The 15906-nt window shown below is 62.1% G+C and carries 16 protein-coding genes, 1 tRNA gene and 1 pseudogene; 1 reads left to right on the plus strand and 17 read right to left on the minus strand.

Translation table 11 applies throughout. The annotated features are described in order from the left end of the window. Nucleotides 1-247: 247 nt before the first annotated feature. Nucleotides 248-2386, plus strand: a complete 2139-nt coding sequence (locus VES88_00100) for a protein kinase (protein HYN79873.1) — start codon at nucleotides 248-250, stop codon at nucleotides 2384-2386. 9 nt (nucleotides 2387-2395) lie between these two features. Here VES88_00100 and VES88_00105 read toward each other — a convergent pair. From VES88_00105 to VES88_00185, 17 genes and pseudogenes are all read right to left on the minus strand, one after another. Beyond that, nucleotides 2396-2468 (minus strand) — tRNA-Lys (locus tag VES88_00105). Nucleotides 2469-2546: 78 nt separating this feature from the next. After that, nucleotides 2547-3974 carry an NUDIX hydrolase gene (locus tag VES88_00110; protein ID HYN79874.1) on the minus strand — a complete coding sequence of 476 codons (1428 nt, stop codon included), beginning with the start codon at nucleotides 3972-3974 and terminating at the stop codon, nucleotides 2547-2549. A gap of 413 nt (nucleotides 3975-4387) precedes the next feature. Beyond that, a complete protein-coding gene (locus tag VES88_00115) occupies nucleotides 4388-5248 on the minus strand; it encodes a DUF4097 family beta strand repeat-containing protein (protein HYN79875.1) in 861 nt (286 codons plus the stop codon). A 4-nt stretch (nucleotides 5249-5252) separates the two neighbouring features. Further along, nucleotides 5253-6194, minus strand: a complete 942-nt coding sequence (locus VES88_00120; GenBank protein ID HYN79876.1) for a DUF4097 family beta strand repeat-containing protein — start codon at nucleotides 6192-6194, stop codon at nucleotides 5253-5255. An 11-nt stretch (nucleotides 6195-6205) separates the two neighbouring features. After that, a complete protein-coding gene (locus VES88_00125) occupies nucleotides 6206-7063 on the minus strand; it encodes a hypothetical protein (GenBank protein HYN79877.1) in 858 nt (285 codons plus the stop codon). Beyond that, entirely contained in the window at nucleotides 7060-7599 is a 540-nt protein-coding gene (locus VES88_00130) for an RNA polymerase sigma factor (GenBank protein HYN79878.1), read from the minus strand. Before VES88_00130 ends, VES88_00125 begins: the two co-directional genes overlap by 4 nt. A 99-nt stretch (nucleotides 7600-7698) precedes the next feature. After that, a complete protein-coding gene (locus VES88_00135; protein HYN79879.1) occupies nucleotides 7699-8532 on the minus strand; it encodes a DUF4097 family beta strand repeat-containing protein in 834 nt (277 codons plus the stop codon). Between the two features lie 66 nt (nucleotides 8533-8598). Next, nucleotides 8599-9036 carry a hypothetical protein gene (locus tag VES88_00140; protein ID HYN79880.1) on the minus strand — a complete coding sequence of 146 codons (438 nt, stop codon included), beginning with the start codon at nucleotides 9034-9036 and terminating at the stop codon, nucleotides 8599-8601. Between the two features lie 112 nt (nucleotides 9037-9148). Further along, nucleotides 9149-10243, minus strand: a complete 1095-nt coding sequence (locus VES88_00145; GenBank protein ID HYN79881.1) for a 5-(carboxyamino)imidazole ribonucleotide synthase — start codon at nucleotides 10241-10243, stop codon at nucleotides 9149-9151. Further along, nucleotides 10240-10737, minus strand: a complete 498-nt coding sequence (gene purE, locus VES88_00150) for a 5-(carboxyamino)imidazole ribonucleotide mutase (GenBank protein HYN79882.1) — start codon at nucleotides 10735-10737, stop codon at nucleotides 10240-10242. The genes VES88_00145 and purE overlap by 4 nt, the downstream gene beginning before the upstream one ends. Before the next feature lie 4 nt (nucleotides 10738-10741). After that, nucleotides 10742-11509, minus strand: a complete 768-nt coding sequence (locus tag VES88_00155) for a ribonuclease HII (protein ID HYN79883.1) — start codon at nucleotides 11507-11509, stop codon at nucleotides 10742-10744. Between the two features lie 57 nt (nucleotides 11510-11566). Then, complete coding sequence (gene rplS, locus VES88_00160; GenBank protein ID HYN79884.1) at nucleotides 11567-11938, minus strand: 50S ribosomal protein L19; 372 nt, start codon at nucleotides 11936-11938, stop codon at nucleotides 11567-11569. 299 nt (nucleotides 11939-12237) lie between these two features. Beyond that, nucleotides 12238-12906 (minus strand): tRNA (guanosine(37)-N1)-methyltransferase TrmD, encoded by a 669-nt coding sequence (trmD, locus tag VES88_00165; GenBank protein HYN79885.1) that lies wholly within the window; start codon nucleotides 12904-12906, stop codon nucleotides 12238-12240. Between the two features lie 2 nt (nucleotides 12907-12908). Next, nucleotides 12909-13451: a ribosome maturation factor RimM gene (gene rimM / locus VES88_00170; GenBank protein HYN79886.1), complete on the minus strand. Its 543-nt coding sequence runs from the start codon at nucleotides 13449-13451 to the stop codon at nucleotides 12909-12911. A gap of 145 nt (nucleotides 13452-13596) precedes the next feature. Next, nucleotides 13597-13827: pseudogene (gene rpsP, locus VES88_00175) on the minus strand (30S ribosomal protein S16). A 91-nt stretch (nucleotides 13828-13918) separates the two neighbouring features. Further along, nucleotides 13919-15256, minus strand: a complete 1338-nt coding sequence (gene ffh / locus VES88_00180) for a signal recognition particle protein (protein ID HYN79887.1) — start codon at nucleotides 15254-15256, stop codon at nucleotides 13919-13921. A gap of 66 nt (nucleotides 15257-15322) precedes the next feature. Beyond that, entirely contained in the window at nucleotides 15323-15682 is a 360-nt protein-coding gene (locus tag VES88_00185; protein ID HYN79888.1) for a PPC domain-containing protein, read from the minus strand. Between the last annotated feature and the right edge of the window lie 224 nt (nucleotides 15683-15906).

Below are 15906 nucleotides of genomic sequence, written 5' to 3' on the forward strand. Positions count from 1 at the left end.
TTGGCTGAGTTGGCACACAGATCGGCACACTAGACCAGAGCCTTCTCGAGGCTCGCGCGGAGGTCGGAAGTTGTTTCGCCGTTCATCATGTCGCGCGAGGATCACGCTATTGTCGAGACGCATCGTAGAATATGTGGTCAGCTCTAACGGGCGGTGATGAGCTTCTTGACTGCGATCTGCTCGTCCGTAGGTTCCTCCACTCCGCTCACTCATTCCGGTATCTGCCCTGGCTCTCGCGATCGAGCGATTGCGCTCGTCACTCTCCAACGCGTACACGATCGATCGCGAGCTCGGGCGCGGTGGCATGGCGACGGTGTATCTCGCGCAGGATTGCAAGCACGACCGCGTCGTCGCACTGAAGGTTCTTCATCCGGATCTGGCGGCTTCGCTCGGTCCGGATCGCTTTCTGCGCGAGATCAAGCTCGCCGCCAGACTCAATCACCCGCACATCCTGCCGCTTCACGATTCCGGCGAAGCTGACGGCTTTCTTTACTATGTAATGCCGTACGTGGAAGGCGAATCGCTTCGCGAGCGACTCGATCGGGAGCGCCTACTTCCGGTAGATGAAGCGGTTCACCACGCGCGCGCGATTGCCTCGGCCCTCGATTACGCCCACCGTCAGGGAATCGTGCATCGCGACATGAAGCCGGAAAACGTTATGCTTTACGAGGGTGAGGCGATGGTGATGGATTTCGGCATCGCCAAGGCGGTGAGCGCGGCCGGCTCCGAGACACTGACCCAGACGGGAATGATGGTGGGAACTCCGGCGTACGTCAGTCCCGAGCAGGCAGCAGGCGATGTCAATCTCGATGGGAGAAGCGATCAATACAGTTTGGCTTGCGTCCTTTACGAGATGCTCAGCGGTGAGCGGCCGTTCACCGGTCCGACGCCCCAGGCCATCATGTCAAAACGGTTCACTGAGACCGCCAAGCCGCTGCGCGCCGCACGCAACACTGTTCCGGAGTATGTCGAGCGCGCGGTGACCAAAGCCATGTCTACCGATGCCGGCGAGCGATTCGCTACTGCCTCGATGTTTGCGCAGGCGCTCGCGTCCGGACTCGCAACTCCTACCGACACCCAGACGATTCCTCAACCGGTCGTGGCTGCCGCGAAATCGGTTGCCGTCCTACCGTTCGCTAATATGAGTCCGGATCCGGAGAATGAGTATTTCACCGATGGAATGGCCGAGGAAATCATCAATGCCCTAACCAAGATCCAGTCGCTTCGCGTTGCATCTCGCACGTCGTCATTCGCGTTCAAGGGAAAGAATGAGGACATCAATGAGATCGGCCGCAAGCTCAGGGTCTCGACAGTTCTCGAGGGAAGTGTCCGAAAGATGGGCAACCGCCTTCGCATCACCGCCCAGCTTGTGAACGTCGCCGACGGCTACCACCTCTGGTCCGAGCGATACGACCGCGAGATGGAAGACGTCTTCGCGATTCAGGACGACATATCGCAGGCAATCGTCAAGGCGCTCAGGGTGATTCTGAGCGAAGGTGAGAAAAAAGCGATCGAGAGCTCGCGCACTGACAATCTCCAGGCTTACGAATTCTACCTGCGTGGCAGACAGTTCTTCGAGTTCCGTCGCAAGAGTCTCGAATATGCGCGGCAGATGTTCAAACGAGCGATCGAGCTGGATCCCAACTACGCCCTCGCTCACGCCGGGATCGCCGACTGCTGCTCTCTTCTCTACATGATGTTCGACGCGCGCGAATCGAATCTCAAGCAGGCAGAAAGCGCCAGCAACACGGCCCTTCAACTCGCTCCTGACCTGGCGGAAGCGCATTTATCTCGCGGAATCGCGTTCTCTCTGAGCAAGAACTACAGTGACGCAGAACGGGAGTTCGAGAGGGCAACGCGGCTCGATCCAAAATTGTTCGAGGCGCAGTATTTTTGGGGTAGAGCCTGCCTTGCGCAGGGTCGCGACGCCGAAGCGGTGAAGTTTTTTCAGGTCGCATCCTCGCTCCGTCCGGACGACTTTCAGGCGCTCTGTTTTCTCGGCCAGGCCCACAAGTCTCTTGGCCAGATCGCCGAGTGCGATGCGGCGAACCGCCGCGCGCTGATGCTCATACAGGATCGACTGGAACTGAATCCAGACGACGCGCGCGCCTGGAATCTCGGCGCGGGGTTACTCGTTGGGCTGAACCAGACAGAGAGGGCGATCGAATTCATGAAGACGTCCGTGGCGATAGATCCGGACGATCCGCAGCTTCTATACAACGTTGCCTGCGCCTACGCCGTATTGGGACGCACCGAGGAGGCGCTGGCGTCGCTTGAGCACGCAGTCGATAAAGGCTACGGGCACAAGGATTGGCTGGTGCACGACCCAGACTTCTACTCTCTTCGCGAGACGCCGCGATTCAAAGCGATCGTAGAAGGCATGTAGGAGCTGAAATGACCCGGGCGGGTCTCGAACCCGCGACCTACGGATTAAAAGTCCGTTGCTCTACCAGCTGAGCTACCGGGTCTGACGATGGTTCGCTCTAAACCTAGCGAGGCGCTGGCAAACCGCGCCACGCGATCGCGCCGCTCACCCGCCGGGGTGACTATCGCGGATCGAGCGAGCAGGCGAGCTCTGCAACTGTGCCCGGCTTCTTCTTTTTCCCGCCCTCGCTGATGAGCACAACGCTTCCGCTGGTCGCCCCAAATGCCACACCCTCACCCTGCGGTTCGTTCAGGGACTTCAGATCCATGCGCATCGCGGCGGGCGACCCGCCAGCGAAGTCGCGTGTTCTGTAAAAGGCGACGTCCCCGTTTGTCCGGAGCACGATCCATCGGCCATCCGCGCTCATGTCCGCGCCGGTGATTCGTTCATTCTTGCTCGCCTTCCCGTCGGAAAGTCTGCGGACCAGCTTCAGTGTCGCAGTGGTCCCACCGGCCGCGGGACGCGAAAGGCGATACACTGCGCTCCCTTCACCCTCGCCCTTGGTAACTATATGAATAGTGCCGTCGGGAGACACGAATAGAGCCTCGGCGTCGTGCGGACCGTCAGGGTACTTTGCTCGAATTGCCTCCACACGAGCAGAGCTTGTCGCGCTCGGAGCCGGCTCTGCAACACGATAAATGACGACGTCGGATCTCTTCGCGCCGTTGTCGCCGATGTCGCCGACATACAGGCATTGACCACTCGGACATGGTCCAAGATCGATGCTCTCCCAGTCGTCGACCCGCGCGCCGGTCAGGCGAACGCGCCCGCGGGCTTTGCCTCCGCGGTCAACCGCGTAGGCATAAGGCTCACCCGAGTCGTTATGCGTCCAGATGATCCCAGGATGACCGACGCTGACGGCGGCTCCGCTCGCCTCGGACAGCCCGTCGGGCAGTGTTACAAGCTTGCCGCGCAGCTGGCAGACTGCGAGGGCGTTTTCGTCGGACGCCTTCGCTGCAGCGGGTTGTTCGAGCAACGCGAGCGCAGCTTTCGCAGTTTCCCCCAGACTAATATCGCGCGCTCGAGAACTACGTGTCACAATACCCAAGGTTATCAGCAGTGCGGCGATGCCGACGCCAATAGTCCCTGCACGCAACTTTCTGCTACGCGCGCTGCCACCCGATTTACCCGGATTCGCCAGCGAGGCTGCCTTGCGCAGCACATCCCGGAGCCCGGGATCCTCTACGGTGTCCCTGCTGTCTTCGAGAGGCACCCAGCGTCTCTCTCTAACGTCTTCTTCCGGCCAAGAGGGAGCTTCGGAGGTCACACGCATCAGGAAAACTTCAACCCGGGCTTCCTCTCCGCCGTGCGTATACTGGTCGAACGGAACCTTGTCGATCTTACCCTTGATTCCGGCTTCCTCAAACGCTGCGCGACGCGCTGACTTCCGTGAGCCGACGTCTTCGTCAATTCGGCCTTTGGGGATTACCCAATTACCGCTTCCAGTGGCGGTCACGAGCAACACTTCCGGCGTCCCATTCCGAACCCGGCAGGCAACCACTCCGGAATGAGTGGGTTCGTCGGTTGAAGCATTGTCTTTTTTTGGCACGGGGAACCTTTTCTTCTGAGAATTGATGCCTGGTCGGCCAGGAAATCGACCGAGCCTGGCGCTCCTCCGGACACATCCTTTCAATTCGCGGGCCTTTCTGGAAGGCGCCGTGTCCTGTCCGGCCTTACTGTCGCCCGGTGGCCCTGGCGGCGGCCTGCTGCAGCAGAATCGCCGTCGCGGGGTCGATGGCGAGAGTCCGACCGCTCAATGGCCCGCGTTCCAAACCTATGCCGACGGCGAGCGCGTCGATTGGATCGGGCCGGAAAAATCGGAGCGCCCAGCATCGGCTACGACACTGGGCGCTGAGGCCGGAGGAGGCGAGATCACAAAGTACGTCGCGATCGCCGCGCTGGTCGCGTCGTTGCTTGAGCCTCGGTCTCGCCCTGCGGCCGAGGCCCGCCGCGTAAGATCCGCTAGCGGGCTTTTCTCAGCTCCACGCTGCCGTTAACAGTGCTCATTTTGATTCGCCGTCCGCCGCGGCCAATCGTGCCTTCGGCGTGGCGGGGACCGAATTTGCCGGTGATGGTGACCGGGAAATCGCTCGAGATACCGCCGTGCATCGTATCGAGCGTCACGTTGGCATCGAGCGACGACGGCGTCTCGACTGTGATCCCTCCATTGACCGTGCTGAACTTCATGTCGCCTTCGCGCGACAGAGCTCCCATCCGCGCGGTGATGCTTCCGTTGACAGTCGACGCGCTCACCGGCCCGGAGCTGGTGGTCACCCGGACGCTTCCGTTGACTGTATTCGCGGTGACCTGGCCGGAGGCATCGCTCACTTCGAGACCACCGTTGACAGTGCTGGCACGAACCTCGGAGCCGACGCCCCGAACCGTCATCGCACCGTTCACTGTGCCCGCCCCAACCCGCACGCCCCGCGGAACCTGCACGGTGAATTTCACGGAGACATTCCGGTTGCGACGCCGGTCGTGGTCGCCCGATGAATGCAGTCCGTCCTCGTCACACCGGTCATTCTCGAAGTTCAGCGCGCAAATCCGGATGTCGCCTCCGCTCTGAACGACAGCGAAGCTCACATCGCGAATGTCGCCGTTGCGGCCCGGGTTCTTTTCCGCCCGCACGTGGACCTGATTGTCCGAGCTCGGGGTGATGGTCACGGCCCCGTTCACGTTCGAGAGCCTGAACCAGCGGCCGGAGTCGACTCTTCCCTGCCACGTCCAGACCTCGACATCACGGCCAAGACCTGTTTGCGCCGCAGAGGTGTCTGGCACGGCCATGATGGCCGCCGCGAGCATTCCCACAAGGGCAAGTCTCATTGTGTCATTTCCTGGTATCGCGGCCGTCGCCACGCTGAATTTTTATTTGTCCGCTGAACGTCTCCGCGACGATGCGGGACCGGCCGTCGCCGATCTTGAATTCGATGTTGCGGGTGGAGCGCCTCGTACTCGTCGGCTGAAGCGTCACCGGAAAATCGCTGTCGATCCCGCCGCTGAATGTCTCGATCATCACCTGCGCTCCGACATCCGCGGGAAGCGAGAGCCAGAGCGAGCCTGAGTGTGACTTGAATTCATACGTACCTGCAGGGTCGAAAGTGCCAGTGTAGGCTATCCGGCCGCTCACCGTCCCGGCGCGAACGTATTTCGAGCGCGCGCCGGTAATGGAGATGCGGCCGCTCACCGATTCGCTCTCGACGTCGCCGGTGACGTCGAGCACTTCCACGCGCCCGCTCACCGAGCTCGCGCGCACGTCGCCGGCAACCTGCGAGACAGACACGTTACCCGACACGCTGGCGGCCTTCACCTTTCGCGCAGCGTCGGTGACGATCACGCCGGCGCTGACGGAGTTCACGTCGACTTCACCCTTGGTCCCGCGCACCGAAATCGGCCCCGAGATCGAGTTGGCGAGAACGCGCGTGCCGGCGGGAACGGTTACCTCGAAGCGGGCGTCACCAGCCCCGTGCGCGCAGTTGGCTCCATAGTCGTCCCTGCAGCGCCGCCCTCCCGGATCAACCGAGAGCCTGAGGCGCCCGCCCGTCGCGTCGAAGCGAATCTCGCCTCTCGTGCTCGTGGCACGAACGCGGGCCTGCGAGCCGCTGCCGCCAACGACCTCGATACGCCCGGACATGAGCGACAAGTCTACCGTCGCCTGACGGTCGAGCGTGACGGTCGTGTCCAGTGACTCTCTATGGTCCCTCTGTGCCTGTGCCGTCGCAGTAACACACGCGACAAGCGCCAGGCTCGAGAGCACCACTTTAACAATCATTTGCACTCCATTTATGTCCTCGAAGGCAGCAGCGCCACCGTTCGAAGGAGCTCGACCTTCTTGTCGAGCGCATTGTTCAATTGATCAACCAGGAACCCGCTTCTCGGGTCGCGCGCGAGCGCGGCCCGGCTCTGCTTCACCGCAGCGTCTATGACCTTGAGACTTTCCTCGATTACGGAAACAGTCGCCGGGTCGAGCTCGCGCCGCCTTTCGGTGATGATTGTCTGCAACCGCTGGATCTCGTCCCCGTAGGTCATTTCGCTCGCGGTTCGCGTCGTCCCGCTGGAGCGTGACACGAGCGCCGCCGACGGCTCGCCACCCCGCAATGTCGGCCTGACCGGTGACGCAGCGGCCTCTGGCTCGCGTGATCCCGCGGAGGATTCCACCGCGACCGCGCCCGACTGAACGTCGTCTTGTCCGCCATCAGGCAGCGGGCTGCGCGCCGGCTGCGTCGGAATCGGCGATTCCTGCACAACAGTCGCGACTCGCGCCGAGGGGACGAGTGTTCTCGATGTGACAACGTACGTCACGCCCGCTGTGCCGATTACCAGGGCCGCGGCCGCCGCAGCCGCGAGTGGTATCCAGCGGCGCGGCATGGCCGGACGCGAGGGAACGCTGAGCGGCAGAACTGCCGGTGCGATTCTCTCGGAAATGCCCTTCCACAAGTCGCGCGACGGTGCGAGGACCGGCAATCGGCCCGCTTCGGACCGAATTGCGCCGATGTCGCGCATGATTGCACTGCACCTCACACAACTCGCCACGTGCTGATCCACGCTTGCGCGCGAAGCGACATCGAGCGTCTCCTCGAGGTACTCGAGAAGCACATCGTCGACTCGAGCGCATGTCATCGTGATGGGTCGGTTCGTCATCGGTTCAGTGCCTCCCTCAATAGCAGTCTGGCGCGATGAAGCTGCGCCTTGCTGCCACCTGCCGTGATGCCACAGAGCTGCGCAATCTCTTCGTGCTTGTAGCCTTCAACGTCGTGCAGCACGAAAATCTGCCTTGCTCCGGGCGGTAAAGAATCAATTGCTGCCGCCAGGTCCATTCTGTCGGCGTCGCGCGGCACTGTTGCTGCCGCTGCAAAAATTCCCTCGCCGACCTCGTCATCGTCTTCCTTCACTCGCTTTCGCGCGCGGCCCTCGTTCTTCCGGTCCGTCAGCACGATGTTCACTGCAATCCTGTGAATCCAGGTCGAGAAAGAGCTTTCGCCTCTGAACTGCGGCAGCTTTTCCCAGGTCCTCACGAACACGTCCTGCGTCAGCTCTTCTCCCCGGACTCTGCTTCCGCACATCCTCGTGCAGAGCGTGAAAACCCGGTTCACATGCGCCTTGTACAGCCGCTCGAACGCGCGCCTGTCGCCAGACGCTGCTAGAGCGACATCCGCCGCGTCTCCGGCGGGTACCATGGGCTGCATCAAGACAGCTGCAGACAATCGAGGCTCGTCACTCTTTTTGTTGCTGAATCAGATACTTGCCGACGTCAAATGGTTTGAAGTCGCGACGACTCAGCGACGCGCTATCGAGAGCGGACCGTTGTGCGTGATTGCGCGGATCGTTGGACCACCGGATCCGAGCGTGGTAGAAATGCTGCGACCGATTCTGCCGCTCACGGTAACCGGGAACCCAAGACTCATGGGGCCGTTGTTGGTGCCCGCCTCGAGGTGCGCAGAGTATCCGTCCGGAATTCGGAGCGACAGCGGACCATTCCGCGTCTCCGCGTCGAGGCCGCTGCCTTCCCATCTTGCGCCCGTGAGGACGATCGAGAGCGGACCATTGCTCGAGCGCGCCCGCACATTTCCCGAGAGCCCACGCAGCGCCAGCGGTCCATTCCGCGTTTCCAGCTCCATGTCACCCGAAATATCTTCCACGCTCACCGGGCCATTCGACGTTGTCAGCCGAAGATCCGACCGCCTTGGCGCCCAGATTATCAGATTGGCCGACCACCACGCGTCGTCGAGATTGCTCGGTCCCTCTGCGCGAATGTTCGAGCCACTTACGACAGTTCCCACCCGACGCGCGATGTCGCGAGCTTCGGCCATGGTTCTTGCCTGAGCCTGAATCCGCGTCGTGATCGTCAGTTTGTCTCCCGCCGCCCCAATCACGGACACGCCGCCGTTCCGCAGTCCATCGACCGTGAGTGGCCCGCGCGGCGCGGGCGCCTCAGTATGTCTGACCTCGCAGAACCTCTCACGGTAATCGCGGTCGCGGCCGTAGTTGCAGTCGGCCAGCCACTCAGCGTCGCTCTGGCGAGGAGACCCGCGCTGTGCCGAGGCGCTGACAGGGGGAATAAATGCAGCAAATACCACGAGCACCCGGAGAACGTTGGCGTATCGGGACATGTTCAGTTTTGAGTTGAAGGTGAATGGCGATTTGACATCGCCACCGCCGATAACGTTTGAAGCCGCCTACGGACGCGTAACCCGCAACGTCGCGACGTAATTCGCCAGCGGGATCGGGGAACCCTGTTTGGGGTCAGGCTTTAGCCCGGTAAAACCGATCTCGTACCCGGATACCGTCGCTGAGCGCGGAGAGAGCGTCGTATTCAGGATCACTGTGCTTTTTGCGCCGGTCCCGTCGGTGACGACGAGTGACACCGCTCCATTGCCCGCCCAGACGCACTGGACGTCAGCTGGACACCGCGAATCCTCCGGGACGCCCATAAAGGAGACGGCGATGGCGGTTTCGTCCAGCCTGGCGGTCTGTCCCGGCCTCAGCTCGAAGTCGCGATCGAGAGAGATAACGTCAGAGCCCGATGGTCCGGACGCGGTGATCGCAGTGTTCGGAGTTGTGCACGCCGCCACGGCCACAACCGATGCAACACGGACGTAAGCAAAACAGCGCATACCTAAGAATAACTGCCCGCGGACGTAGTGGGAGGCTTCGGTCGAGGCCCAAAGCCCATTGAGTCCGTGCGTCATGCGTGTCCGGTTTTTCCTTCTGCGCGTCGGGTTTGACCTACTTCCTCGCCAAAACTCCGCGCACCTGACCGATTGCCTGAAGCACCCCCTGCATGCTCTCGGCAGTAACCGTTATGTGCCCGAGCTTTCTTCTCGGCGCGGGCTGTTTGCCGTACATATGTACGTGCACACCGGGTAGCTCTCCGAGTCGCGCAACGTCGGGCTCCTGCCCGATCACGTTGACCATCCCGGACACGCCGTGAGCGTCCGTCGAGCCGAGGGACATTCCTGTTACCGCCCGCAGATGATTCTCGAACTGGCTCGTGTCGGCCCCCTCGATCGTCCAGTGACCGGAATTGTGAACTCGCGGCGCCATTTCATTGGCGACGAGTCCGCTGGATGTCTCGAAGAACTCGATCGCTAGAACTCCGACGTAATCCAGGTAATCCAGCACTTTTTTCCCGTAGTCCTCGGCCTGACTCTGCAGCGGCGCTGAAACATTGGGCGCCGGTGCAAGTGAAAACCGGAGAAGCCCCTCACTGTGATGGTTTTCGACGAGGGGATAAAATGCAACGTCGCCGGTCGACGATCGCACTGCGATGAGCGACAGCTCGCGAGTGAACGATACGAAGCTTTCGATCAACAACGGCGCGCCCGCAACAGTGACCCACGCTCGCTCGAGATCAGTGCTCTGGCGAATCACGGCCTGACCTTTTCCGTCGTACCCGAGCCGACGCGTTTTCAGAACCGCGGGCGACCCCACCATCGCCAGAGCCGCTCGAGCTTCTCGCAGCGAATCGACGCTTGCCGAGCGAGCGGTTGGAATTCCGAGAGCCTCAAAGCACGCCTTTTCTTTCGCGCGGTCCTGCGCCGTTTCGAGCGCACGCACCGGTGGTCGGACTGTCGCCCGCTGGGCGATGCTCTCGACGGCCGCGATTGGAATGCTCTCGAACTCGTACGTCGCGAAGTCGAGACCTTCGGCGAAGTGCGCGAGCGCAGCCTCATTCTCGTATTCGGCGACGATGAGCTCCGCGCGCATTGCGGCGGGCGCATGCGGATCAGGGGAGAAAAAACGGATCTCGATGCCAAGACGTCTCGCGGCAACCGCGAGCATCTGGCCGAGCTGCCCGGCACCGAGTACTCCTACTCTCACCCGGTCGCGGCCGGATCCGGCTGGTCGAGGACCGTCTGTGTCTGAGTCGCGCGGAAGGCGGCGAGCGTCTCTCGAAATTTCGCGTGCTTGTTGCCCAGGATTGCCGTAGCGAGCAGCGCGGCATTGATCGCTCCGGCCTTGCCGATGGCGAGCGTTCCGACCGGCACTCCCGCCGGCATCTGAACAATCGAGAGCAGCGAGTCGATTCCCTGAAGCGTCTTCGATTCGACTGGCACACCGAGCACCGGCAGCATGGTTTTCGCGGACGTCATTCCCGGGAGATGCGCGGCGCCGCCCGCGCCGGCAATGATCACCTCGATTCCCCGCTGCTCGGCGGTCGTCGCGTACTCGAACAGGAGGTCAGGCGTGCGGTGTGCCGATACGACCCGGGATTCGTTCGGAACGCCAAGCGCGTCGAGAGTCTCCACTGCGTGACGCATGGTCTCCCAGTCGGAGCGTGAGCCCATGATCACTCCGACGAGCGGCGCGTCCACGAAGTCAGGCGGGCAGAGTCTCGGGCGCCAGCTCCTCGACGATGATCATGTCCTCTGTTACCGCGAGACTGTCGAAATCGAAAGCGAGCTGGCTGATGCGAAAGAAGCTGCGGCGGTGGTGGCGTGTAATGCCGTGCGAGGCGAGGCCGGCGATGTGGGCGCGAGTGGTGTAGCCGACGTTTCTCTCCCACGTGTAGGCCGGATGACGGAGAGCGAGCCGGCGCATCAGATGATCGCGAGTGACCTTCGCGATTATCGATGCGCACGCGATCGAAAAGCAGCGCGCGTCGCCGTGAACAACAGCGGTATGAGGAATCGGAAGCGTGCGCATCCTCTTGCCGTCGATCAGGACGTGATGCGGCGCGAGATGAAGTCGTCCGAGCGCGCGTCGCATTGCGAGCACGCTCGCCTGGTAAATGTTGAGGCGCTCGATCTCGGTGACCGACGCTGCGCCGAGCGCCCAATCCAGCGCCCGTTCGCGAATCTTCACCGCGAGTCGTACGCGCTGGTCGGCCGTGAGCTGTTTGGAGTCGTCAACGCCGGCTATCGCGCGCATGTCGGGGGGCATGATCACGGCGCAGGCGACGACAGGGCCGGCAAGGGGGCCGCGGCCGACCTCGTCGACTCCTGCGATGAGCGGTCCGTGCAGGGCACGGAGCTCTTTCTCGATCGTCGTCCACCGTTTGTGGCGGTGGCGGTGTTTCTTGCGCTCGGAAGGGACCACCGGCGACGGGCTTTCGGTGCCCGTCGCGGAATCAGCTTCCGAGCTCACTCTGCGAATCTCATCGCCCTCAAACTGCAACGGCGGCGACGGACCGGAAAGGTTTGGCTACGTCTCGCTGCCAGGAACGTGAACGCGGACTTTGCGCTCGCGGATCCTCGTGGCTTTACCGGTGAGGTGGCGGAGGTAGTAAAGCTTGGCTCGGCGGACGCGCCCGCGGCGGACTACAGTGATGGAAGAGATCATCGGGCTGTGGACCGGAAAGATGCGCTCGACTCCGATGCCGCTCGAGATCTTGCGAACGGTGAACGTCTCGCTGACTCCGCTGCCACGGCGCGCGATGCAGACACCTTCGAAGGCCTGAAGACGCTCCTTGTCACCTTCCTTGACGCGGACATTTACGCGCAGCGTATCGCCGGCGCGGAAGGCAGGCACATCGGTGCGGAGCCATTCTTTCTGGGTTTCGATAAATGGATGCATATGAGGCTCGGGGCAAAGGTTGGGCTGCCCGGGATGTATGTATTGGGGTGGAGAATGGAAAAGTTAACGGCCGAACGCGCGATTTGCCAGCGCGTCTGACTGCGGACTCGCATTGCGGACCAACGGCACTACGGACTGCTGACTGATTGCGGATTGGGACACCTACTACGCACTGCGGATCAACAGCGTCCACTCAGGTTCGCAATCCTGAATCCAGCCCTCAGTTCGCAGTAGGTTTCCCAATCCGTAGTCAGTTAGCAGTCAGCAGTGCCGTTGGTCCGCAAATCCGCAGTAGCTGTTCAATCCGCGGTTCGCAGTTTGTCTGCCGTCAGCCGTTCCGACTCCGTTCGGCGCCACTCTGCGATCTTCGCGTGATCTCCCGACAGCAGCACGGGCGGAACCTCGTGCCCCCGGAACTCCGGTGGCCTGGTGTAGCTCGGCGCACTGATTCCGCGGTCGAAGAACGAATCGCCCCGCGCGCTGTCCAGGTCCGACATCGCGCGGGGCAGCAATCTCACTGTAGCATCGATTACCGCGAGTGCGGCAGCTTCGCCCCCACTCAAGACGAAGTTGCCGAGCGAGATCTCTTCCGTCGCCAAATGGTCCGCGACACGCTGGTCCACATCCTTGTAATGACCGCAAAGCAGCGTGAGCTCTTCTCCTGCTGCGTACCGCACGGCATCGGCGTGAGCGAAGCGCCGACCGCGGGGTGACAGCAGCACAATTGGGGGCTTAACGGCGATCGCCTCGACCGCCTCAAAGAACGGGCCCGGCTTCATGACCATCCCCGCGCCGCCACCATAGGGATAATCGTCCACCGTTCGGTGCTTGTCGTGCGTGTAATCCCTGAGATCGACGATTCGATATTCGACGCTTCCCGCCTCCGCTGCGCGGGACGGGATGCTCAGGGAGAGCGGGCCCGCAAAGAATTCGGGAAAGATCGTAATGACATTGATGCGAAGTGGCATCGCTACTCGAACAACCCGACTTCAGACTTGACGATGATCTTACCCGCGCCCTGGTCCGTCCGGTCGATCACTTCGGGACGATACGGAACGAGTACGCTCCCGGCCGATGTTGCAACGTCGAGCGTCAGCCCCTGCGGCAGCTCGTAGTACGAAGTCACCTCGCCTACGGGCTGGCCATTGTCCAGCTCCACGCGCATGCCGATGAGGTCGTGGAGATAGATCTCCCCCGCGCCCAGCGGCTCGAGCTCCTCGAACGGAGCGAGCAAATAACGGCCGCGCAGCAATTCGGCGGCATTCCTGTCGGCGACGTCGTCAAACTTGACGATCAGGCCGCCCTTGAATGGCTTGGCCGAGTCGACCGCAAGCGAGGATGGGACGCCGCGCGCCATGACCGGCGCGTTTCCGCTACGGTCGCCGACCAACACGCGGCGACCGGGTGCGAATACTACGTCGGGAGTGTCCGTGAGTGGCTCGACGACCACCTCACCGCGGATTCCCTGCGCATTGCGGATCATTCCTACGACCGCGAATGCGGGCGCCGACACACTACGCCTCAGTGTTCTCCGCCGGGGGCGCGGAGTCGACCGCCTGGAGCGCGCGCTCTTCTTCTTCGGTGCGCTCGGGCAGCGGCACCGCCGCCACCTGGCGCTCGATTCCGAGACGCTGCTCGTGCCGCTTGCGAAGCACGCCCGCACGACGAAGCAGCGAGCGAACGGTATCGCTCGGCTGCGCGCCAACGTTCAGCCAGTAGTCGGCGCGCGCCTCGTCGATCTTGAGACCACCCTCGCCCTGCTGCCGGGGAGCGTACTGACCAATGATCTCGATGAACTTTCCGTCGCGCGGGCTCTGCGAATCGGCGACGACAATGCGATAGACTGGTGCCTTCTTCCGCCCGATTCGGCGGAGACGAATTCTTACCATCTGTACATCTCCCTCAAGAGTGTCTCGTAAAACTCCCGGGCTCATCGCGACGCCGGTGATTCCGGCGCGCACCCGGTACTCATGCGGCGTGTTACCGCATTCCGAACATCCCGGGCATCGACGGCATTCCCATGCGTCCGCCCTGAGACATCTTCTTCATCATCTTCTGCATCTCACGGAACTGCTCGAGCAACCTGTTGACCTCGCTGATCGTGCGACCCGAGCCGCGCGCGACCCGTGCCCGTCGCGACCCGTTGAGCAATGACGGATCCTTCCGCTCAGCGGGAGTCATCGAGAGAACGATCGCCTCGACATGCTTCATCCGCTTCGGATCGACCTTCGCCTGCTTCAACATCTTTGCGTTCATCCCGGGAAGCATCTTGAGCACGCCCTCGAGCGGACCCATGCGCTCGATCTGTCGCATGGCGTTCAGAAAATCGGTGAGGTCCATCCCTTCCTTCTTCACCTTTTTCTGCAGCTTTTTCGCCGCTTCCTCATCGAACGCAGCCTGCGCCTTCTCGACGAGTGAGACCACGTCGCCCATCTGAAGAATTCGGCCGGCCATGCGGTCGGGATGGAATTCCTCCAGCGCGTCGGACTTCTCTCCGACGCCGATGTACTTGATCGGCTTCTTCGTTACGCCGTAGATCGAGAGCGCCGCACCCCCGCGCGCATCACCGTCCATCTTCGTCAGGACGACACCAGTGACGCCGAGCGCGCTGTCGAATCCCTGCGCGATCTTCACCGCTTCCTGACCGGTCATGCCATCGGCGACGAGGAGAATTTCCGTCGGATGGACAGCGTCCTTCAGGCGGCGAAGCTCGTCCATCATCTCTTCGTCTATCTGGAGCCGGCCGGCTGTATCGACGATCACAACGCGGTCGCGGGCACGCTTCGCATCGTCGATTCCCGCTTTCGCGATCTTCACGACATCCTGCGTCGTACGATCAGCGTAGACGGGTACGTTCAGCTGCTGTCCAAGAGTCTCGAGCTGATCGATTGCGGCCGGACGATAAACGTCGGCGGCGATGAGACGCGTCGGGCGTCCCTCACCAACAAGTTTTCTGGCGAGCTTCGCGGCCGTGGTCGTCTTACCGGAGCCCTGGAGTCCCACCATCATCACGATAGTCGGCGGAACGGAGCTCAGCTTCAGACCTTCGCGGCGCTCGCCGAGCATGTTGGCAAGCTCCTCGTGGACGATCTTGACGAGCTGCTGGGCGGGCGACACGGCAGAGAGCGCGGTCACGCCGACGGCCTTCTTCTCTACACGCTCGAGGAACTCGCGAGTCAGCGCGAAATTGACGTCGGCCTCGAGGAGGACGCGCCGCACTTCGCGGAGGCCTTCCTTGATGTCGGATTCGCTCAGGGTTCCGCGCCCGCGCAGGCGGGCGAAAGTCGCTTCGAGCTTTTCGCTCAGATCCTCGAACATAGCCTCGAAAGATAGGCAATCGCCGGACTCGCTGGCACCCCCCGCTGGCACCCGTCGGGTAGCGGACTATTTCTTCTTGCCCTCCAGGCGGAAAGTCGATGATATGGCGTAGCCGCGCACCATTACGTGCACGACCGCCGGGCCTGCCAGGTTGACCACGCAAATCTCGTTCGAGCCGTTTTTATATGGCCGGCAGTCGTAAGTCGTCGTGGTCGGTGGATGATGTCTCCGCACGTAAAGGTCGGCGTCTCCTTCGGTGCCGCTGAGGGTGAACTCGTACGCGCCGGCGGGCAGCGTAGGTGTTGCCCAGCGTTGTTCGACGGCTTTTGCGACCATACCGCTGACATCGAGCCCCGACCAGCTGGTTGGCGGTGCCGGCCCTTGCCTGTTGAGCCAATCCTTCGAATGCTTGGGTAGTTTGGTCACACGCGGCAGATGTCGCTCAGCGGAGGCTTTTCCATTGGTTCGCAACAGTATGCGGCGAGCGCAAAGAGGCGGCAAGCCGATCGAGGATGACTCCGTCATTCCTCTCGCGCTATTTCGGCTTCGAAGAGCCCGTCGATCGACGCGGCGAATTCCGTCTCGTGTCTCTCGCCGATGAGCGCACACGACTGGAGGGAAGCACGTGGTACACTCTCGAGATGTATCCG

It is taken from the genome of Gemmatimonadaceae bacterium, from assembly GCA_035633115.1.
Lineage (GTDB): Bacteria > Gemmatimonadota > Gemmatimonadetes > Gemmatimonadales > Gemmatimonadaceae > UBA4720.

What these genes read in the sequence shown, in the direction of transcription:
- VES88_00115 (HYN79875.1), bottom strand. Translation starts at nt 5,248, where the DNA reads ATGAGACTTGCCCTTGTGGGAATGCTCGCGGCGGCCATCATGGCCGTG.
- VES88_00120 (HYN79876.1), bottom strand. Translation starts at nt 6,194, where the DNA reads ATGATTGTTAAAGTGGTGCTCTCGAGCCTGGCGCTTGTCGCGTGTGTT.
- VES88_00125 (HYN79877.1), bottom strand. Translation starts at nt 7,063, where the DNA reads ATGACGAACCGACCCATCACGATGACATGCGCTCGAGTCGACGATGTG.
- VES88_00130 (HYN79878.1), bottom strand. Translation starts at nt 7,599, where the DNA reads ATGGTACCCGCCGGAGACGCGGCGGATGTCGCTCTAGCAGCGTCTGGC.
- VES88_00135 (HYN79879.1), bottom strand. Translation starts at nt 8,532, where the DNA reads ATGTCCCGATACGCCAACGTTCTCCGGGTGCTCGTGGTATTTGCTGCA.
- VES88_00140 (HYN79880.1), bottom strand. Translation starts at nt 9,036, where the DNA reads ATGCGCTGTTTTGCTTACGTCCGTGTTGCATCGGTTGTGGCCGTGGCG.
- rplS (HYN79884.1), bottom strand. Translation starts at nt 11,938, where the DNA reads ATGCATCCATTTATCGAAACCCAGAAAGAATGGCTCCGCACCGATGTG.
- trmD (HYN79885.1), bottom strand. Translation starts at nt 12,906, where the DNA reads ATGCCACTTCGCATCAATGTCATTACGATCTTTCCCGAATTCTTTGCG.
- ffh (HYN79887.1), bottom strand. Translation starts at nt 15,256, where the DNA reads ATGTTCGAGGATCTGAGCGAAAAGCTCGAAGCGACTTTCGCCCGCCTG.